The sequence below is a fragment of the Aquitalea sp. ASV15 genome (assembly GCF_016429115.1).
Classification (GTDB): domain Bacteria; phylum Pseudomonadota; class Gammaproteobacteria; order Burkholderiales; family Chromobacteriaceae; genus Aquitalea; species Aquitalea magnusonii.
Window position 1 is genome coordinate 1 of sequence record NZ_JAELTZ010000003.1, and the last position, 20,317, is coordinate 20,317.

The following is a 20,317-nucleotide window of genomic DNA, read 5'->3' on the forward strand; positions in this document are numbered from 1 at the left end:
ACAGCGGGCCGCCGGAGTTGCCCGGATTGATGGCCACGTCGGTCTGGATGAAGGGCACGTAGTTTTCATCCGGCAGGCTGCGGCCCTTGGCCGAGACAATGCCGGCGGTGACCGTGTTTTCAAAGCCGAAGGGCGCGCCGATGGCGGCCACCCATTCGCCAACCTTGAGCTGGGACGGGCTGCCAATCTTGACCACCGGCAGGCTGGAGGCATCCACTTTCAGCAGCGCCACGTCGGTGCGCTTGTCCAGGCCGACCAGACGGGCTTTCAGCTCGCGCTTGTCGGTCAGCATGACCTTGATCTGGGTGCCGCCATTCACCACATGGGCGTTGGTCATGATGAAGCCGTCATCGCTGATGATGAAACCCGAGCCGAAGGAGATGCTTTCTTCCGGGGTCTGATCCTGCTGATTGGGCTGGTTGGGGATGAAGCGCTTGAAGAAATCGAATAGCGGATCGTCTTCCGGCACCGGGAAGGGCATTTCACTTTGCTGTGGCGCCGCATCGGTGCGATTGGCCTGGATGTTCACCACGGCCGGTCCGTCGCGTTCGACCAGTTGGGTGAAATCAGGCAGCAACATGGCGACGCGGCCGTCCGACTGGGCAGGAACCGCCACCGGAGCCGGCTGGTTCTGCTTGTGGAACAGGCTTTCGATCTTGTCGCAACCCGAGAGCAACGACGCAGCCAGAAGGGCGCCGACGATGGTGCGAAGATACGGAGTCACAGAGTTATCCTTTCGGGGAGGCTTTCAGACGGATATAGGGGCGATCCGCTGTTTTTCCAGGTAATCCGGCCTGAATCGTCATCAGGCACGGACTGTTTTCAATCATACCGGTTTTGCCGGATATTCGCAGAGATCGACAATCACACAGTGCTGGCAGTCCGGTTTGCGCGCCTTGCACACATAGCGGCCATGCAGGATCAGCCAGTGGTGGGCATCCACCCGGAATTCGGCCGGCACGTATTTCATCAGCTTGTCTTCCACCTCGCGCACATCCTTGCCGGGAGCCAGCCGGGTGCGGTTGCATACCCGGAAAATATGGGTGTCCACGGCAATGGTGGGATGGCCGAAGGCGGTGTTCAGTACGACATTGGCCGTTTTGCGGCCCACACCGGGCAGCGCTTCCAGCGCAGCCCGGTCATCCGGGACCTCACCGGCGTGTTTTTCCAGCAGCAGCCGACAGGTGGCAATGACGTTTTTGGCCTTGGTGCGGAACAGGCCGATGGTCTTGATGTAATCCGCCACCGTTTCCTCGCCCAGTGCCAGCATGGCGGCCGGGGTATTGGCTACCGCATACAGCGGGCGGGTGGCCTTGTTGACGCTGACATCCGTGGCCTGGGCCGACAGCAAGACCGCAATCAGCAACTCGAAGGGCGTGCGATACTCCAGCTCGGTGGTCGGCTTGGGGGTGTGCTCGCGCAGGCGGCGGAAAATCTCGTAGCGCTTGGTGGCGTTCATGGCATGTCGGTTGGGGCTGGTTCGGTACGGGGATGACCGCAGCGGCTTAAGCGGTCTGCATCATTGTAACGCAGGCCGCCGCCGTCTCGTATGGGTTGCGGTTTCTACGTGCGAGGGCCCGGTGACAGCGTCAGCCTGTCCAGCAAGGGGACGCTGGCACTGAGCAGCAGCAGGCAGGCGGCCAGGGTCACGCCGGCGTCCGGCTGGGTGGTCAGCGTGACAAAGCTGATGCACAGCATGCCGGCAGCCTGACCATAAATCAGTCGGCCACGGGGGGTGATGGGCGTGGCGCTGCCATCGCTCATCACCCAGCCGGCCAGCAGCCACAGCGCACTCTGGCCGAGCAGCCAGCCGCTGCCCACCGGCAGGGCGATCAATACCACCAGCAGCAGTCCCAGCGGCGCCTGCCAGCGCAGGAGGCCGCGCCATAGCAGCCACAGGCCGCCGGCCAGCAAGGCGAGTGATAGCGGAATATCGGCGTGTGGCAGGGCGGCCGGCAGCCAGGGGGCCGCCAGCAGCAGGCCGCCGGCCACCGGGTGAAACAGGCTGCTGCCGCTGCCGCCAAACAGCTGGCGCAGCAGCAGGATGGCGCCGCCCGTGCACAGGCACAGCAGTGGCACTGCCGCATCGGGCAGCAGCAGGCTGAGCAGCACGGCCGTCAACAGCGCTTCGCCCTGGCGCAAGCCGGGCCATATGGCCTGGCGGCGCCAGGCCAGGCCCAGGCTGTCGGCCAGCAGGGCGCTGGCGCTGGCGCTGGCCAGTGCCAGCAAGGCCGGCGGTCCCCATTGCCAGAGCTGGATGGCGATGGCCGGCAACAAGGCCAGCAGTTGCTGGCGGTTACGGCTTGCCAGGGTCGGGGCCAGTCGGATCACGGGTGTGTTCATCATTTATCCTGCTCTGTCTCATCGCCAGCGGCCTTGTGCGCTGCGGCGCGCGCCATGGCGGCGGCAATCAGCGCCTTCTTGTCTTGGTCCAGGCTGGCCGGGCTGCTGCTGGCGGCGGTTTTTTGTGCATTGGCCCTGTGCATGGCGGCCTGAATCAGCGCCTGCTGTTGCTGGTTCAGCCCCGGCTTGTTCTGGTCTTCGTCCTTGTCCTTGGCCATGTCCGGTGCGTCCGCGGCTGCGGCCTTGGCGGCCTCTTGTGCCGCCTTGCGGGCGGCGGCGCGGGCCATGGCTGCTTCGATGGCTGCCTGACGGTTGGCGGCAATGGCTGCTTCGCGCTCACTGCTATTGACCGAGGGCGCGACCGCTGGCCGCTGCTGCTGCCGCTCCGCCGCACGGGCCATGGCGGCTGCAATGGCTGCCTGTTTGTCTGCGGCAGTGGCTGCCGGCTCGGTGTGGCTGGTGGGTGCCGCCGCTTGCTGGGCCAGCTTGGCGGCTTGTTGCGCCGCACGTTCGGCCAGACGCTGCGCCTTTTCCTGTTTGTCCCTTTCCAGGCGGAACTGGCGGAAGCGATGGCGCTGGCGCGCTGCGTCGGCGGCGCACTGTTGCTGCTCGGCTAGCAGCAGTTGCTGGCTGGCCAGGCGGAAACTGTCGAGCAAGGGCAGCTGGCTGGGGCAGACGGCGCTACACAGGCCGCACTGGCTGCAGTCGGCCAGCCGCCAGTGCTGTGCTTGTGCCAGCTCTTGTCGGCTGCAGTGCCAGTACAGTTCCTGCGGCTGCAACTGGCTGGGACAGATGCTGGCGCAATCACCGCAGCGAATGCAGGGCTGGGCAGTCAGCGCAGGCTGCTTGGGCAGCGCCAGCAGGCAGTGGCTGTGCTGGTGGATGCCGATGGTGGCATCGGGCAAGGCAAAGCCGCGTAATCCGCCACCATGGACAAGGGCATGCTGCTGCGAGGACAGGCCGGCGCAGGCCAGCAGGTCGGACACCGGGCTGCCGAGCAAGGCGCGCATATTGTGGGACTGCTTGGGGGCCGTGCTGACGGTGACGATGCGGCTGACGCATGGCTCGCCATGCAGGATGGCCCGACCAGCAGCATGGACACCGGCGACTGGCAGGCACAGGCTGTTGCCGCTTTCTTCTGGTCGCGCCAGCGCCCGCAGCAGTTGTGCGTCATCCCCTGCCGGGTAGGGGGCTTGAATCACTTCCAGCTGCCAGCATTGGTCTGCTGCCAGGCTGCGCAGGGCATTGATGGCCGCTCCCTGTTCTTGCTGGATGGCCAGTACCAGCCGCGCCGGCTGCAGTATGCGGCCCAGCATGGCCATGGCTTCGGCCACGGCGGCCGCCTGTTCGCACAGCAGCATGCTGTCGGCCTGCAGAAAAGGCTCGTTCTCCACCGCATTGATGATGAGCAGTGCCAGCGGTGACGCCTTGGCAGCCCACGCCAGCGGCAGCAACGGGCCATGCTGCCCCATGACGCCCATGTCTTGCAGCCGCATGGCCAGCGCCAGTGCTGACAGCGCTGGCCAGTTGCTTTCTGCGGGCAGTGACAGCGCTTCGTCCAGCCCGTCTGGCTGCAGTTGCAGGCCATCCAGCAGCGGCGCGTCGGGCAGGGCTTGCGGCAGCGGGCCGATGGCACGGATGTGGCCGGAGGTCGGGGCATGGACGGCCACGCCGAACTCGCTGTCGGCCTCGGCCAGCAACTGGTGTTTCAGCACGCGCTGGCCCACTTCGACACAGCAGCTGGCGCCCTGCAGCCATAGCCTGAGCTGGGCCGGCAGCGGCGGGGTAAGCAGTGGCTGGCTGCCGGGGTCGGTGTGGGCCGGCAGGATGGATGGGCGGCTCATGAGCTGCTACCCGGTTTGACGGCCTTGATGGCGATGACCGGATAGCCCCAGCGCCAGTCGGCTGGCTGGCTGGTGGCCGGGCGCATGCTGATGCAGTCCACCGGACAGGGGGCCAGGCACAATTCGCAGCCGGTGCATTCATCGGCCAGCACGGTATGCATTTGTTTGGCCGAACCCAGAATGGCATCGACCGGACAGGCCTGGATGCACAGGGTACAGCCGATACAGGTGGCTTCGTCTATCAGTGCCACCGCCTTGGGCTTTTGCGGCGGGGCATCGGCGGCGAAGGGCAGGTAGTCGGTATGCAGCAGGGCGGCCAGCTTGCGTATGCCGTCCTCGCCGCCCGGCGGGCAGCGGTTGATGCTGTCTTCGCCGCGTGCCAGCGCCTGGGCATAAGGCAGGCAGCCGGCGTGGCCGCATTGACCGCACTGGGTTTGCGGCAGGATGGCATCGATGCGCTCGGCCAGCGGCGGCAGGGTGCTGGTGGCTGGGCGTAATTTCTGTGCGCTGCTGCGCAGGACTTTCCCCAGCAGCCAGATGGCCAGCAACAGCAGCAGCAAACGAAGAACAAGGGTCATGACAGGCGGGCTCCAAGGCCGTGCAAGGCCAGCGCGATGATGAGTGCACACAGCAGCAGGGCGGGCCGGCCCTGCAAGCGAGCGGGCAGGGCGCAGCGTTGCAGGCGTTGTGGCAGGGTGGCGAACTGGGCCAGCAGCAAGGTGAACAGGGCGGCGCTCAGCAAGGCTGCGCACAGGGAGGCCGCGGCGCTGCTGGCGGATGGCAGGAAGTAAAGCGGCAGTCCGGCCAGCAGGCTGTTTAGCAGCAGCAGGGGCCAGTGCAGTCCCAGCGCAGCAGCGGTGCCAGCGGCAAGGCGCTGCAGTGCACCGGCCAGCAACAGGGCGCTGGCCGCTTGCAGCACGCTGGCGACCAGCGGCAAGGGCAGGCCGGGGCGGGCGCTGTCGGCTAGCGTCAGCAGGCCGCCGCCGAGCAGCAGCATGATGGCGGTGGCCAGCCCCATGGCGATGGCGGCCGGCAGTGCCAGTGCATCAGCCTGGTCGTCAGCGGGGCGCCGGCAATGATTGCAGAATGCCAGCCCGGCAAGCAGCGGCAGATAGAGCCCAAAATTCATGGCCGGATCATCCAGGAAGCAAAACCGCAAAATTATCCGGGTTTCCTGCCCGGACCACAACCTTGCTACCAGCAGGGCGGCGCGCTGCGGTCGTGGCTCAGGGCAGCTGCTGTGCCAGCCAGGCGTGCAGCTTGCGTGCCTGGCGCAGGGTTTCCTTCAGGATGCGTGCATCCAGCGTACCCAGCTCGGCCGGGCGGATCATATTGTCCAGCCGCGCCCCTGCCTCCTGGCAGGCCAGCTGGTGGCGCAGGCGCAGCGCTTGCAGGAATTGTGCACTGTCGGCAAAAGACTGGCAGGCGCTGGCGGACAGGCCGGGCAAGCCGGCGGCAGCGGCAAAGCGTTCGCTGGTTCGGCTGGCGGCCGAGCCGGCATGCAAGGCCAGGATGCGCGCGGCGTCGACGAAAAAATCGACCGCGGCTTTCAGGTCCAGTTGTGCATCCTGGTCGGTTTGCAGGCGTCCGCTCCAGCCCAGTGGTGGCTGATAGCGGCGGGCGCTGCGGCTGAGGGCACGCAGTGCCGCCGGCTGACTGGCCAGCTGGCGCAATTGTCCGGCCAGCTCCAGCCCCAGTTTGTGCTGACCCCAGGCCGGGCGCAGGTCCAGATACAGGACTCCATGCGTGCTGTCCTGGCTTGCATGCTGCCATTGCTGGATCACGCTGTCCTTCCAGTCGGCGTAGGACAGGCAGTGACTGGGATGGCCCGCCATCAGTCCGTTACGGCACAGCGGAATGCCGCAGGCACTGAGCGCCGAGCTGATGCGCTGGGCAATGGCCGGCAGTTGCTGGGCCAGTTGCTGCTGGCGCAAGGCATCGTCGCAGCGGAAAACCAGTGCGCTGTCCTGGTCCGAGGTCAGGGTGTTTTCCTGGCGGCCGCTGCTGCCCAGTTGCAGCCAGCAGATTTCCACCTCCTCCAGCCTGGCTGCGCCCAGGTGCAGCTGGCATAGCCGGTTCAGCAGCTGGTCATTGAACAGACTGAGCAGACGGGTGGTGGCATTGGCATCCATGCCCTGCTGAAACAGCGCCAGTACCTGCCGCCGGAAGGTGGCCGCCACGCCGGACAGGGCGGCCGTGCTGTCGCAGCGGCTCAGCCGTTGCAGCATTTCCTTCATGTCCAGCCGCGACAGGCGGTACAGGTCATGCTCGGACACGATGCCCACCAGGGTCATGCCTTCACACACCATGACATGGCGTTCGCCACTCTGGACCAGCGCCAGCATGGCTTCACTGGCCAGCGCGCTGGGCGGCAGCAGGCAGCTGGGCTGGCGCATCAGCTGTTGTACCGGGGTGTCGTCAGCATGTCCGGCCAGATGGGCGTCCAGCAGGTCGCGCAGGGTGAACAGGCCCAGCAGGCGCTGCTCGGGACTGGTGATGACCACCGAGCCCACCCCTTCCTGTTGCATCAGTTGCAGCAAGGGGCGCAGCGTGGTTTCCGGCCGGCAGCAGACAGCCGGCCGCTGGATTACCGCGGCAAGCGGGGTGTGCAGGCTGAGCCCCTGTCCGCCCAGCGCCGCCGGGTGTAATTGGCGGGCGCGCGACAGCAGATTGGCCAGCCGCTGGGTGCAGAACAGCTGGAAGGCGGCAGACTGCTGGCACAGTGCCACAAAGGCTGACTGTGGCAGCTGCAATACCATGCAGTCACTGTCGGCGCGGTAGTGATTGGTGACCGGCCGCTGCGCCAGCAGGGCTCCCAGTGGAAACATTTCACCCTGGCCTAGCAGGGCAAAGACCTGGCCACTATAGATGTCTTCGGCCAGTACCTGGCCTTCCAGCACGATGAACAGCTGGCTGGCGGGGCCGGCTTGCGGGCTGGTGAGGCTGGCTCCGCGCGGATAGTGCTGGCGGCGTGCCTGGCCGGCCAGCAGCGCCAGTTGCTCCGCTGCCATGGCGGCAAAGGGTTCGTGCTGGAGCAGGGCCTGCCAGTCGGCCGGAAAGGGGGTTGGCATGTAAGGCTCCGGAGAGGGCTGGGCCGGGATGGCAACCTTAATATAGTGAGCAGGATGTAACGACGGTATTGGGGAAATCCGCGCGCAGGGCGTACCGCTGCGGGTCGCGCGGACAACTGGTCTGGCTGTCTAGCCGTTCTGGTTGAGGATTTTCTGGTAGCGGCCATCGCGCTTGATGGCTTCCAGCGCCTTGCGGAAGGCATCCACCGTGGCTCGCGGGGTGCCAAGGCTGAAGGCCATCGACATGCCCTGTGGCAGCTCGCGGAAGACAAAGGCGGTTTGCAGCAGGCGGCCGGGGTCGTCCTGCAGCTGACGCACGGTGGAAAAGGCGGTCAGCTGATTGGCAGCCCACAGATCAATCCGCCCGGCGCGCAGCATCTGGTAGCCCTGGGTGTAGGAGGCAAACGGCTCCAGCGCGGTAAAACCGTGTGCCAGCAGGTATTTTTCCTGGTAGGAGCCATGCAGCACGCCGATGGTGTAGCGACGATAGTCGTCCAGCCGGCCATCTTTGGGCAGATGCTGGCGATTATCGGCCAGCATCAGCAATACCGGCGGCGAATGAATCACTTCGCCCACCCACTGGAACAGGTTTTCCCGCTCCGGGGTGCGTGCCATGGCGCAGACCAAGGTATTGGGCTGGTTTTGGCCCATGGCATAGACCCGGCTCCAGGGGAAGAGGTGGATGGCATCGCTCAGGCCGAGATCCTGGGTGATCTGGCGGATGATGTCGACCACGATGCCGTGTTCCTGGCCGCTGGGGCCGCTGGAAAACGGTGGCAGATTGTCTTCGCAGGCGATGGTGATGGCACCGGCCTGCGCCGGGCCGGCATACAGTACCAGGCCCAGTGTCAGTGCCAGCAGGGTGGGGGACATGGATTCCATCCATCCACTGTAGATCATGGCGGGTAGGGTGCAAGTCTGGATGCTGTTGTTGTTTTGCACTGCAACAAAATCGGCAATGTCTTATCATGCCGGAATCTCTGCCTCTGAATGCTATTTGCCCATGATTGTCCGTTCTCCCGTGCCCTGGTTTCGTTTGCTGTTTGTGTGGAATGGCTCGGTATTGCCGCGTATTCTGTCGCGCTTGCTGCTGGTGTTCCTGATCGCCCTGCTGGCGGCAGCGGCGCGGCATTGGTGGCTGAGCAGCCATGCCGATTCGGCCTTGAGCATTCCCACCTTTACCCTGCTGGGGGTATCACTGGCGATTTTCCTGGGTTTTCGCAACTCGGTCAGCTATGAGCGTTTCTGGGAAGCGCGCAAGCTGTGGGGTGCCCTGCTGGTGGTGAATCGTTCCATTGCCCGCCAGCTGCTGGCGGCCGCACCACAGCATCCGCAGGTGGCACAGGTGCTGGACCTGATTTGTGCCTTTGCCTATGCCTTGAAAGCGCAACTGCGCGAGGAGCCGGAGTGCGATCACATGCAGCGCCTGCTGCCGGCCGACCTGCTCGACGAAGTGGATGGCGCACGTTTCCGCCCCGCCATCATTCTGCGCCGGCTGGGCCAGCTGATCCTGCAGCTACAGTCCGAGGGCATCATCAGCGAATGGCAATGGCAGGCGCTGGATCAAAAGCTGAATACCATGTCTGAGGTGCTGGGCGGCTGCGAACGCATCGGTGGCACGCCCATTCCCTACACCTACCGGGTCTTGCTCAACCGCACGGTCACCATTTACAGCCTGTTGTTGCCAATGGGTCTGGTCAGCAGCATAGGCTGGCTGACGCCGCCGATCGCCGTGTTCATTGCCTATACCTATCTGGCGCTGGAGGTGATCGGCGAGGAGCTGGAAGAACCATTTGGCCGCGAGGGCAATGATCTGCCGCTGGCAGCGCTGTGCCACACCATCGAGTTGGCCGTGCGCGAGATGCAAGGGCAGCCGATGCCGGTTACCGCACCGCAGCCTCAGGGTATCTATCTGTATTGAACCGGATGACCCTCGCGCCGCCACCCGCGGGACAGACAAAAAAAAGCCCGGTGAAATCACCGGGCGCAAGGTCAGTGTGCTCCTGAAACAGTCTGTTTACAGCGGATTCTGCAGTTGGCTCAGAATCTGCGGGTTTTCCAGCGTGGAAACGTCCTGGGTGATTTCTTCGCCCTTGGCAATCGAGCGCAGCAGGCGGCGCATGATCTTGCCGGAGCGGGTCTTGGGCAGGTTCTCACCAAAGCGGATGTCGTCCGGCTGGGCGATCTTGCCGATTTCGTGGGCTACCCAGTTCTTCAGTTCGGCCGCAATCTTCTTGGCGTCGTCGCCTTCCGGACGCGCGCCCTTCAGTACCACGAAGGCCACCACGGCTTCGCCCTTCACCTCGTGCGGCTTGCCGACCACGGCGGCTTCCGCCACCAGCGGGTTGGCTACCAGCGCCGATTCGATTTCCATGGTGCCCAGACGGTGGCCGGATACGTTCAGCACATCGTCGATACGGCCCATGATCCAGAAGTAGCCGTTTTCATCACGGTTGGCCGAGTCGCCTGCCAGGTAGTACTGGCCATTGAATTCGTCCGGGAAGTAGGTCTTCTTGAAGCGCTCCGGGTCGTTCCAGATGGTGCGCACCAGGGACGGGAAGGGCTTCTTGATCACCAGGAAACCACCGCGGCCCGGTTCCACCTGCGCACCGGATTCGTCGACGATGTCGGCCATGATGCCCGGCAGCGGCAGGGTGCAAGAGCCCGGCTTGGTGGGCACGGCACCCGGAATCGGCGCAATCATCGCCGAGCCGGTTTCGGTTTGCCACCAGGTGTCCACGATAGGGCAGCGGCCACCGCCCACCACTTCGTAGTACCACATCCAGGCTTCCGGATTGATCGGCTCGCCCACGGTGCCCAGGAGGCGCAGGCTGGACAGGTCGAACTGCTTGGGCAGGTCGTTGCCCAGCTTGATCAGCGAACGGATGGCGGTCGGTGCGGTGTAGAAAATGCTGACCTTGTGTTGCTCGATCATGCGCCAGAAACGGCTGGCATCCGGGTAGGTCGGTACGCCTTCGAACACCACCTGGGTGGCGCCGATGCCCAGCGGGCCGTAGCAGATATAGGAGTGACCGGTAATCCAGCCCACATCGGCGGTGCACCAGTACACATCATTCGGTTTGTAGTCGAAGGCCCAGCGGAAGCTGTTGATGGCGCCCAGCAGGTAACCGGCGCTGCTGTGCTGGATGCCCTTGGGTTTGCCGGTGGAGCCGGAGGTATACAGAATGAACAGCGGGTCGTCCGCCAGCATCCATTCCGGTTCGCAGGCTTCGGCCTGGCCTTCCACCAGCTTGTGCCACCAGATGTCGCGGCCCTCGGTCCACTGTGCGCCACCATTGGTGCGCTGGTAAACCACCACATTTTGTACCGACTCGCAGCCTTCCAGTGCCAGTGCTTCATCCACTGTGGCTTTCAGCGGGACGGTCTTGCCACCACGCAGGCCTTCATTGGCGGTAATCACCAGCTTGGCACCGGCATCCTGGACGCGGTCACGTACCGCGCCAGCGGAGAAGCCGCCAAACACCACGGAGTGGATGGCACCGATACGGGCGCAAGCCTGCATGGCCACGATGGCTTCGATCACCATCGGCATATAGATGACCACACGGTCGCCCTTGGCAATGCCCAGGCTCTTCAGGCCATTGGCAAACTGGCAGACACGACGGTGCAGTTCGGAATAGGTGACACGGGTTACTTCGCCATCATCCGCTTCAAAGATCAGGGCGATCTTGTTGGCGTTCAGCGGCAGGTGACGGTCGAGGCAGTTGTAGGAAACATTCAGCACGCCATCGTCAAACCACTTGAAGAAGGGGGCATTGCTGTCGTCCAGAACCCGGGAAAACGGCTTTTTCCAGGTAATCAGCTCGCGGGCCAGATCCCCCCAGAAGGACAGGTAGCTGTCGTCGGCCTGTTCGCACAGTGCGTTGTAGGCCTCCATGCCCGACACGGTCGCCTTGTGGCGGAAATCGTCGGACGGCGGAAAACTACGGGTTTCCTTCAGAATGGATTCGAGAGTGGACATTACCTTCTCCTTGTAAGTCTTGTAGTGCTGTAGCCGCATCCCGCAGGATGCGGCCCCAGGTGAAACGATTAGTGCTTGGAAGCGCCGGTTGCGCCGATACCGGTCATGGAACGGACAAACTGGGCATCGAATTTGGCTTTTTCATCTTCAGCCGATTTGGATTTGTCAGTGACCGAGAACAACCAGGTGCTGACGAAAGCCAGGGTGATGGAGAAGATGGCCGGATTCTTGTACGGGAACAGGGCAGTCGGGTGTTTCATGATGTCAACCCACACGGTCGGTCCTACCACAATCAGCAGGATGGCCGATACCAGGCCGACAAAGCCGCCGATGACTGCACCACGGGTGGTCAGACCCTTCCAGAACATGGACAGGAACAGGATCGGGAAGTTGGCGGAAGCCGCGATGGAGAAGGCCAGACCCACCATGAAGGCGATGTTTTGCTTCTCGAACACCAGACCCAGCACGATGGCGATGATGCCAAGCACGACGGTGGTGATCTTGGATACGCGGATTTCGTCAGCCTCGTTGGCCTTGCCCTTCATGATGACGGAGGCGTACAGGTCGTGCGAGACGGCAGAGGCGCCGGACAGGGCCAGACCTGCTACAACGGCCAGGATGGTGGCGAAGGCAACCGCAGAGATGAAGCCCAGGAACATGTCACCGCCCACGGCATTGGCCAGGTGGATGGCGGCCATATTGCTGCCACCGATCAGCTGATGTACTTCCTTGCCGTTCTTGGTCACGGTTTCCATCATGCCAGGCTGGTTCAGTACCAGCATGATGGCGCCAAAACCGATGATGAAGGTGAGGATGTAGAAGTAGCCGATGAAACCGGTGGCGTAGAACACCGACTTGCGGGCTTCCTTGGCATCAGACACGGTAAAGAAGCGCATCAGGATGTGCGGCAGGCCGGCAGTACCAAACATCAGCGCCATGCCCAGCGAGATGGAATCTACCGGATCAGCCTTGCCCGGCGCCATGATGGCAGCGTGCTTGGCGTGGGCGGCAACCGCCTTCTCGAACATCATTTCCGGGCTGAAACCCACGGTGGACAGCACCATGAAGGCCATGAAGGAAGCACCACACAGCAGCAGCACGGCCTTGATGATCTGTACCCAGGTGGTGGCCAGCATGCCGCCAAACAGCACGTAGCACACCATCAGGATGCCGACCATGATCACGGCAGAGGAGTAGCTCATGCCGAACAGCAGCTGGATCAGCTTGCCGGCACCGACCATCTGCGCGATCAGGTACATCGCTACCACCATCAGGGTGGAGGTGGCGGCGAAGGAACGAACCGGGGTCTGTTGCAGGCGGTAGGATGCGACGTCGGCAAAGGTGTATTTGCCCAGGTTGCGCAGGCGCTCGGCCACCAGGAACAGAATCACCGGCCAGCCGACCAGGAAGCCGATGGAGTAAATCAGGCCATCGAAACCCTTGTCGAACACCATGGCGGAAATGCCCAGGAAGGACGCCGCCGACATGTAGTCACCGGCAATGGCCAGGCCATTCTGGAAACCGCTAATGCCACCACCGGCGGTGTAGAAGTCGGAGGCGGAGCGGGTACGACGGGCTGCCCAGTAGGTAATGCCCATGGTAAAGGCCACGAACACCACGAACATGATGATGGCGTGCCAGTTGGTGGCCTGTTGCTTCACATCACCTTCGATGGCGCCGGAGGCAAAGGCCAGTACCGGGAAAAGCGATAATGCTGCAAGAGCGAGAGAGCCAGTGCATTTTTTCATTTTTGTGCCTCCTCAACGATCTCGCGGTTGAGCTGGTCAAACTCGCCGTTGGCTTTGCGCACATACAGGCCGGTCAGCAAGAAAGCGGAAAGAATGATCAGAATCCCTACCGGGATGCCTACAGTCATGGTCATGCCGGGGGCCAGCGGGGCGCCCAGGGTAGACGGGGAAAAGGCCAGCACCAAGGTGAAGCCGTAGTAAATCACCAGCATCACGATGCTGAGCTGCCAACCCAGGCTTGTCTTCTTGTGAACAAGCTCTTTGAACTTCGGGTTGGACTGTACTTTCTTGAGTACGTCCTCGTTCATTGCATCCTCCTTTGTCGTAACGATCGTCTGACCGCTGTCCGAAACATAAGGGACGACTGGCCGCTCCTGCTAATCGCTTTTTTTGATTAATAAAATTTGTCAGGCCGATGTTGCATTGCAAAAACCAATATTAATCAATAGCTTACTGTGGTATTTTTACTCCATTCACCCTGTGGATGGTGCGGTTTTTTTTGCAAAAATACCGTGAAATTCTTGTGGTAAATGCAGTAATGACGCCAAAATGTTCGCAAAGATAAGATCCGGAAAACAGGAAAATGTAGTCACCTTGCTACAGGCAGAGAGAACAGGTCGTACATGGAAATCTATCAGTTGAGGACCTTTGTCACCGTGGCCCAGCAGGGCCATCTGACACAGGCTGCAGAATTGCTGCATTTATCCCAGCCAGCGGTCACCGCCCAGATCAAGGCGCTGGAAGAAGAAGTGGGCATGCCCTTGTTCGAACGAACAGCCGGCGGGGTCACCATGACGCGCGCCGGGCAGGAACTGCTGCCACAGGCCCAGTCCATCCTGGCTTCGGCACGAGAAATCATCAATCACGCCAAAGGCTTGAAAGGACAGACCGGCGGCAAGGCACTGATCGGTCTGACACTGACTCCGGCCACCCTGAAAGCCGGCGAGTGGGTGGCAGCACTGGTGGAAAAATACCCGCTGCTGGACCTGCGACTGCAACACGGCGTCACCGGCGAAGTGCTGAACCTGGTGCGCAAGAAGGAGCTGGACGCCGGTTTTTATCTGGGGAAAAACCCCTACGTCAACGTCAATACCGTGTTGCTGACCAATCTGCCTTTTCGCATCGTGCTGCCCAATGGCTGGAAAAACCGCATCGATCTGAACAACACCAAGGAGCTGGGACGACTGCCCTGGGTGGGACTGTCGCAATTCTCCAGCCTGTCCAAAATTACCGCCGAATTGTGGCGTGAACTCAATATTTCGCCGAAGAAGGTGACAGAAAGCGACAATCTGGCCGCCGTGCTGGAACTGGTGGCCTGTGGCGTGGGCGTGGCGCTGGCGCGGGAAGAGGAAGCGCTGGAGTGGGAAGCCGCCGGACGATTGACGGTTGTGCCGACAGTGCGCAAACTGGCCGAGCTGCAGTTTGTCTATCCGTCCGACCGGGTGGGCGATCCGATTCTGGAAGCCTTGCTGCAGGAACTGATACGCGTCTGGGCGCTCAGCCCGGATGTTGCACACTAACCCGCAGCGAGCTAAGAGGAATACCCATGGCTTACGAGTGGTTTGCCAGCGCTTTTCAGCGTTACCTGAGTGCCATGGAGCTGAGTCAGCGCCGTTTGCTGGATGCCCAGCAGGATGCCTGTCTGAGCTGGACGGCTGCCTGGTTGCCGGCCTATCCCCTGGCCGAGGGCGAAGTGCAAAACCGCATCGATGGCAGCCTGCTCAGCGGGGTGTCGCTGCTGCAGGCCCAGGCCGACAATCAGCGCGACCTGATGCTGGCGGCGGAAAAGTCGCTTAATGAAATGCACAAGCATTTGCTGCAGCAACTGGAACAATCCGGCCTGCACCCGTCCTATGCCGTGATGAAGCAGGCGCTACAACTGGGGCAGAGTTCCGGCAGTGCGGTCAGCAAGATGAGCCGGCAGGTCGGACATTTTGCCGCCACCAGTTTTTCATCGGCCTCGCTCAATGCCGCCCGCGACATGCGCCGGGTGTGGAAGCAACAAAAACCCTGATCACCCGCTGGTGTTTATCTGCCGGACGGGCGACTAGAATCGGGCCATGAGCCCATTTTCTTCCCTGACCTTTGGTCAACGCCTGCTGGAGCTGCCGCCTGTTTTCTACCGGCATATCCAGCCCCAGCCACTGAGTGAACCCTATCTGGTGGCGGGCAATGCCCGCTTGTGCGAGACATTGGGCATACCTTCCAGTGCGCTGGCCCAGCCCGCTGCGCTGGCTCTGCTGTCCGGCAAACAGTTTGTCCCTGGCCTACCTGCCCTGGCCGCACTGTACGCCGGTCATCAGTTTGGCGTGTATGTTCCGCAACTGGGGGATGGTCGTGCCTTGTCGCTGGGCGACACAGTGGATGGCGAAGGGCGGCGCTGGGAGTGGCAGCTCAAGGGCGCTGGTCTGACTCCGTTCTCCCGCATGGGCGATGGTCGTGCCGTGCTGCGTTCCACCATTCGTGAATATCTGTGCAGTGAAGCCATGCATGCACTGGGCATTCCCACCACGCGCGCCCTGGCCATGACCGGTTCGGCCGATCCGGTGTATCGCGAGCGCCCGGAAACCGCGGCGGTATTGACACGTCTGGCCGAAAGCTTCATCCGCTTTGGCAGTTTCGAGGTGTTTTATCACCGTGGACAACATGATGAAATCCGGCTGTTGGCTGATTTTGTCATCCGTCACCATTTTCCGCACTGTGCGCAGGCAGAGCAGCCCTATGCCGCCCTGTTCGCCGAGATTGTCGCCAGAACGGCGCAGCTGCTTGCCCACTGGCAAGCAGTGGGCTTCTGCCATGGCGTGATGAATACCGACAATATGTCCATCCTGGGGCTGACGCTGGATTACGGCCCTTTCGGCTTCATGGATGGTTTCAACGCCGCGCATGTGTGCAACCACAGCGATCATGCCGGACGCTATGCCTATAATCAGCAACCTCAGGTTGGCCTGTGGAACCTGCATTGTCTGGCCTCAGCATTCCTGCCGCTGGTGAGCGAAGAAGGCTTGCTGGAGATGCTCTCCAGCTACCGGGAGCAGTACTCGCAATACTGGTTGATATTGATGCGCAACAAGCTAGGGCTGGTAGTGCAACAAGAGGGCGATGAGGCCTTGATCGAAGCGCTGCTGCTGGCCATGCATGCCCACCATACCGATTACACCCTGTTTTTCCGCAGGCTGGCGGACTTTGACAGCACCACCGATAACCGTGCATTACGCGATTTGTTTGTGGATCGCAGCCTGTTTGACGACTGGGCCGCCAGCTATGCAGCACGCCTGCAGCGGGAAACCCGGCCAGCAGCAGCGCGCAAGCAAGCCATGCTGGCGGTCAATCCCAAATATATCCTGCGCAATTATCTGGCCGAGCAGGCGATACAAGCCGCACAACAGGGAGATTTTACCCAGATTGCCAGCCTGCATGATTGCCTGAGTCATCCCTTTGACGAACAGCCACAGTACCAGGCTTATGCTGCCGAGCCGCCAGCCTGGGCGCAGGAAATCAGCGTCAGTTGTTCCAGCTGAGGCCCGCTTCCCGCTGAGTTTTTCAGCAGGCCATCACCAGAATTAACACTTGTTAAGAAAAGGCCGTGATCAGTCATCCATTCCCGCTTGAGACTGGCGGCAACTCCCTCTTAAATCACACTTGAGTACGGCGGCTGGATCACTCCGGCAAAAGGAGGACCGCCGGTTCAACTGTCAAACAGGGAGGGATGTCATGTCAGGGAAGAAATGGCTGTTGTCGTTGTCGGGCCTGCTGCTATGTGCCACGGCCATGGCGGGGGATATCAACCAGGATGCCCGCGATATTGCGGCAGATGCGGCGCAACTCAGCCGGGAAACGGCTGATATCCAGAGCGACCGGCTCGCCTTGCAAAAGGATCTGGCTGGAGTGGCCGGCCTGCGGGTACAGCGACGTGCCGAAGAACAAGCGCTGTCGCAAGCGGTACAGGCAGGTGATTTGACCGCCGCGCAGAGCGCACTGGCCAGGATTACCGCCTTGACCGGCAGTATCCGCCAGGCGGAAGCCGCAGCAATAGCATTGCATCAGGAGCTGAAGCTGGATCGTTTGCAAAGGGCATTGGAGCGTGCCGAACTGAATCAGGATGTACGCGATCTGAGTGGCGATCTGAAGATGAAGGCAGAAGCCACTTCCATCAGCAATAGCCAGATTGCGGCTGATCAGGCCGCGCTGAATGCTGCCGTGGCCGCCATGGAAGCAACCCAGCAGCAGAAAGTGGCGGCACTGCAGGCCATGAAGGCCGCCGTTGTCGCCGGTGATATTTCCGCCGCCCAGGCTGCTCTGGCCAAAGTGCAAGCCTTGCATGCCACGCTCAAGAGCCAGGCACAGTCAGTTGCCACCGCACACGCACAGTTGAGCAAGGACCGGGCAGCTGCCAAAGCCGCTGCCAAGGGTTCCGCCAAGGCAGCGGGAGGGAGTAAAGGCAAAAAATAGCTTCAACCCGGTTGGGAACGGGATGCGGCTTTGCCGCCAGCCATTGCCGCATCCTGTTTGCTTCGGCCGTGTGTTTTCCTGAGTCGAATCTTGTGCTTGCTGCCGGTCTGCCTTCATTGTCGGCTGCTCCCTTCCTGTCATGTCTTGATGACCAGGTTGCCAGCTTGTTGGCAAAGCCCGGTCGCTGCCTGCTCATCTTGCCAAGTTGCCTTCATCACGTTTTTCAGATGCTTTCCCAAGCCGTTATCGCCGGCACTGAGCACATCGTTTTCCATCCCGATTTCATCACAAACACCTTCCGCATACCGGCCTGAATGCCGGCCTGGTCGACAGCTGCAGGGTCAGGCCAAGGGTTTACACGCACGGAGTGCTTGGCTGGCTGCGGCGCTCCGGTCTCTGCCATGTGGACCGATAATTCGGCAGTTTAAAAATTTTCTCCCGACTGTTTTGATATTTCCCATTGAGTTTATTTAAAATATTAAATTTTGTTTTATTGATTGGTATGGTGGATATTTCTGGTATTTTTGGCAGTATTGAATACTTGTATGGCAGGTATTTGTGTATTAATTTTCATCTCCAATCCACTTGATTGATGTTGGAGTGATTGATGAGAATTGCCAAGGCGGATGTATTTGTAAGTTGTCCGGGAAGAAATTTTGTCACACTGAAAATCAGCACGGACTGCGGTTTGAGCGGAGTGGGGGATGCCACGCTTAATGGGCGGGAGCTGGCCGTCGTCTCCTATTTGCGCGATCACTTATGCCCACCGCTTGTCGGGCGCGATGCGCAGCAAATTGAAGATATCTGGCAGTATTTTTACAAGGGTGGCTATTGGCGGCGTGGCCCAGTAACCATGTCCGCCATTTCCGCCATTGATATGGCCTTGTGGGATATCAAGGCCAAGGCTGCAAAAATGCCACTTTATCAATTGCTGGGTGGCGCATCGCGTGAGCGTGTCCTGGTGTATGGACACTGCACCGGCAGCACGATTGATGCCGTGCTCGATGACTATGCCCGCCATCAGGCATCAGGGTTCAAGGCCATTCGTGTGCAATGCGGTATCCCCGGCGTGGCTTCCAGCTATGGTTTGGCAAAGCAGCAGGGCGGCAAATATGAACCGGCCAGCAAAGGCAAGCGTCCTGAAGAACAAATATGGTCGACAGAAAAATATCTGAATTTCATCCCGACACTGTTTGACAAGATTCGCAGCCGGTTTGGTGAGGAAGATCATCTCCTGCATGATATTCACCATCGCCTGACGCCAATTGAAGCAGCTCGCTTTGGAAAGAGTGTGGAGCCCTATCATTTATTCTGGATGGAAGATCCTACGCCGGCAGAAAACCAGGCTTGTTTTCGTTTGATCAGACAGCACACGGTCACCCCAATTGCGGTTGGTGAAGTATTCAACAGCATCTGGGATTGCAAGCAGTTGATGGAAGAACAGCTGATTGATTATATCCGCACGACGGTGACGCATGCCGGGGGAATCAGCGGTATGCGGCGTATCGCCGATTTTGCAGCGCTATATCAGATACGTACCGGTTCCCATGGTGCGAGCGACCTGTCTCCAGTCAGCATGGCTGCCGCCTTGCACTTTGATATGTGGGTGCCGAATTTCGGCATTCAGGAGTATATGGGTTATTCGGAAGCCATGTTGGAATTGTTTCCCCGGAGCTGGTCTTTTGCCGATGGTTATATGCATCCGGGAGATGCTCCTGGCTTGGGGGTGGATTTTAATGAAAAGCTGGCCGAGCAATACCCTTATGAGCCGGCATGTTTGCCCATTGCAAGACTGGAAGATGGCACGCTATGGAACTGGTAAGTAAGGAGAAATAATGATGAAAAGCATTGTCATTACGCAGCCCGGTGTCCTGGAAATACAGCAGCGGGAAATACCCTTGCCAGCTGCTGATGAGGTAAGAGTAAAAACCATTTATGCCGGTGTCTGTGGTTCCGATGTGCATATTTATCATGGTCACAATCCCTTTGCCAGATATCCACGGGTGATCGGGCATGAGTTTTTTGGGGTGATTGATCAGGTCGGCCGGAATGTGATGCCGAGCAGGATTGGCCAGCGTGTCGTTATCGATCCTGTGGTCAGTTGTGGTCATTGTTATCCCTGCTCGATTGGACGGCCCAATGTCTGCCTGAACTTGCAGGTGATCGGGGTGCATCGGGATGGCGGATTCAGTGAGTTTGCTTGTGTACCAGCCAGCAATGCCTATGTTGTTGCCGATGCCATACCGGCACATCACGCTGCCCTGGTCGAACCATTCAGCATTGCCGCCAACATTACTGCGCAGCTAAGGCCGACAACAGACGATGTGGCTTTGGTTTATGGGGCAGGCCCCATGGGATTGGCGGTCATTCAGGTACTGAAAACGGTGTTTGGCGTGGCGCATCTGGTGGCGACGGATCGCGTGGCCGCCAGGCTGCAGCGTGCCACGGAATGTGGTGCGGATCGTTGCGTGAATAATCAGGCGGCTAATGTGTCGGATTATTTTGATGAATACGGGCGTGCTCCAACCCTGATCGTCGATGCGGCATGTCATCCGGCCATTTTGCAGCAGGCGATTGAATTGGCTTCGCCTGCCGGCCGCATCGGGATCATGGGTTTTTCCGATGCAGCATGCACGATCAGTCAGCAAGCGATCACCAGCAAGGAACTCTCCATCTTTTCTTCACGGCTGAATAGCGCGCGTTTTCCACAGGTGATTAACTGGATGGGGGCCGGAAAATTAAATCCGGATGCCCTGATTACCCATCAGCTTGATTTTGATCAGGTGGATGTTGCACTGCATTTGTTTGAAAACGAGCCGGCTGCGTGTTGCAAGATTCTACTGGAGTTTCCCGCCTGATTCTGTTTGCTCATGCCTA

General features: G+C 60.7%; 19 protein-coding genes. 7 read left to right on the forward strand and 12 right to left on the reverse strand.

All coding sequences use genetic code 11. The annotated features are described in order from the left end of the window. The 8 genes from JHD64_RS01710 to JHD64_RS01745 form a co-directional block, all read right to left on the reverse strand. A partial coding sequence (locus JHD64_RS01710) for a trypsin-like peptidase domain-containing protein (protein ID WP_199052060.1) occupies window positions 1-724 on the reverse strand: 724 nt, incomplete at its 3' end. A 102-nt stretch (window positions 725-826) separates the two neighbouring features. Next, entirely contained in the window at window positions 827-1,459 is a 633-nt protein-coding gene (gene nth / locus JHD64_RS01715) for an endonuclease III (RefSeq protein WP_059286558.1), read from the reverse strand. A gap of 104 nt (window positions 1,460-1,563) precedes the next feature. Beyond that, on the reverse strand, window positions 1,564-2,346 hold the full coding sequence (locus JHD64_RS01720; protein WP_199052061.1) for an RnfABCDGE type electron transport complex subunit D: 783 nt from the start codon (window positions 2,344-2,346) through the stop codon (window positions 1,564-1,566). Further along, complete coding sequence (rsxC, locus tag JHD64_RS01725) at window positions 2,343-4,187, reverse strand: electron transport complex subunit RsxC (protein ID WP_199052062.1); 1,845 nt, start codon at window positions 4,185-4,187, stop codon at window positions 2,343-2,345. Before rsxC ends, JHD64_RS01720 begins: the two co-directional genes overlap by 4 nt. Continuing rightward, complete coding sequence (gene rsxB, locus JHD64_RS01730; protein ID WP_110313211.1) at window positions 4,184-4,765, reverse strand: electron transport complex subunit RsxB; 582 nt, start codon at window positions 4,763-4,765, stop codon at window positions 4,184-4,186. The genes rsxC and rsxB overlap by 4 nt, the downstream gene beginning before the upstream one ends. Further along, the gene (locus tag JHD64_RS01735) at window positions 4,762-5,316 is read right to left on the reverse strand and encodes an Rnf-Nqr domain containing protein (RefSeq protein WP_199052063.1); all 555 of its coding nucleotides are present in this window, start codon (window positions 5,314-5,316) and stop codon (window positions 4,762-4,764) included. Before JHD64_RS01735 ends, rsxB begins: the two co-directional genes overlap by 4 nt. 97 nt (window positions 5,317-5,413) lie before the next feature. Further along, window positions 5,414-7,258 carry a DUF294 nucleotidyltransferase-like domain-containing protein gene (locus tag JHD64_RS01740; protein ID WP_199052064.1) on the reverse strand — a complete coding sequence of 615 codons (1,845 nt, stop codon included), beginning with the start codon at window positions 7,256-7,258 and terminating at the stop codon, window positions 5,414-5,416. A 129-nt stretch (window positions 7,259-7,387) separates the two neighbouring features. Beyond that, a complete protein-coding gene (locus JHD64_RS01745; protein WP_199052065.1) occupies window positions 7,388-8,131 on the reverse strand; it encodes an ABC transporter substrate-binding protein in 744 nt (247 codons plus the stop codon). A gap of 130 nt (window positions 8,132-8,261) precedes the next feature. Here JHD64_RS01745 and JHD64_RS01750 point away from each other — a divergent pair, with 130 nt between their 5' ends. Further along, window positions 8,262-9,179 (forward strand): bestrophin family protein, encoded by a 918-nt coding sequence (locus JHD64_RS01750; protein ID WP_199052066.1) that lies wholly within the window; start codon window positions 8,262-8,264, stop codon window positions 9,177-9,179. 96 nt (window positions 9,180-9,275) lie between these two features. On the opposite strand, the gene acs is transcribed toward JHD64_RS01750, so the two are convergent. The 3 genes from acs to JHD64_RS01765 all read right to left on the reverse strand — a co-directional run bounded on the left by acs (window position 9,276) and on the right by JHD64_RS01765 (window position 13,296). Then, window positions 9,276-11,240, reverse strand: coding sequence for an acetate--CoA ligase (gene acs, locus JHD64_RS01755; protein WP_110313208.1), 1,965 nt, complete (start codon window positions 11,238-11,240; stop codon window positions 9,276-9,278). A 68-nt stretch (window positions 11,241-11,308) separates the two neighbouring features. Then, a complete protein-coding gene (locus JHD64_RS01760; RefSeq protein WP_059287272.1) occupies window positions 11,309-12,988 on the reverse strand; it encodes a cation acetate symporter in 1,680 nt (559 codons plus the stop codon). Further along, on the reverse strand, window positions 12,985-13,296 hold the full coding sequence (locus JHD64_RS01765) for a DUF485 domain-containing protein (protein WP_110313207.1): 312 nt from the start codon (window positions 13,294-13,296) through the stop codon (window positions 12,985-12,987). The genes JHD64_RS01760 and JHD64_RS01765 overlap by 4 nt, the downstream gene beginning before the upstream one ends. Before the next feature lie 315 nt (window positions 13,297-13,611). On the opposite strand from JHD64_RS01765, the gene JHD64_RS01770 reads away from it, so the two are divergent. The 4 genes from JHD64_RS01770 (at window position 13,612) to JHD64_RS01785 (ending at window position 17,440) form a co-directional block, all read left to right on the forward strand. After that, window positions 13,612-14,508: a LysR family transcriptional regulator gene (locus JHD64_RS01770; RefSeq protein ID WP_059287271.1), complete on the forward strand. Its 897-nt coding sequence runs from the start codon at window positions 13,612-13,614 to the stop codon at window positions 14,506-14,508. A gap of 26 nt (window positions 14,509-14,534) precedes the next feature. Further along, complete coding sequence (locus tag JHD64_RS01775) at window positions 14,535-15,002, forward strand: hypothetical protein (RefSeq protein ID WP_059287270.1); 468 nt, start codon at window positions 14,535-14,537, stop codon at window positions 15,000-15,002. A 46-nt stretch (window positions 15,003-15,048) separates the two neighbouring features. Continuing rightward, window positions 15,049-16,509, forward strand: a complete 1,461-nt coding sequence (locus JHD64_RS01780; RefSeq protein ID WP_199052067.1) for a YdiU family protein — start codon at window positions 15,049-15,051, stop codon at window positions 16,507-16,509. Window positions 16,510-16,702: 193 nt separating this feature from the next. Beyond that, on the forward strand, window positions 16,703-17,440 hold the full coding sequence (locus JHD64_RS01785; RefSeq protein WP_199052068.1) for a hypothetical protein: 738 nt from the start codon (window positions 16,703-16,705) through the stop codon (window positions 17,438-17,440). A 137-nt stretch (window positions 17,441-17,577) separates the two neighbouring features. Here the strand turns inward: JHD64_RS01785 and JHD64_RS01790 are convergent, their stop codons facing one another. After that, window positions 17,578-17,715 (reverse strand): hypothetical protein, encoded by a 138-nt coding sequence (locus JHD64_RS01790; protein ID WP_199052069.1) that lies wholly within the window; start codon window positions 17,713-17,715, stop codon window positions 17,578-17,580. A gap of 332 nt (window positions 17,716-18,047) precedes the next feature. Here JHD64_RS01790 and manD point away from each other — a divergent pair, with 332 nt between their 5' ends. Both manD and JHD64_RS01800 read left to right on the forward strand, forming a co-directional pair. Then, entirely contained in the window at window positions 18,048-19,262 is a 1,215-nt protein-coding gene (manD, locus tag JHD64_RS01795) for a D-mannonate dehydratase ManD (RefSeq protein ID WP_199052070.1), read from the forward strand. 13 nt (window positions 19,263-19,275) lie between these two features. Next, window positions 19,276-20,298, forward strand: coding sequence for a Zn-dependent oxidoreductase (locus tag JHD64_RS01800; protein ID WP_199052071.1), 1,023 nt, complete (start codon window positions 19,276-19,278; stop codon window positions 20,296-20,298). Window positions 20,299-20,317 lie beyond the last annotated feature (19 nt).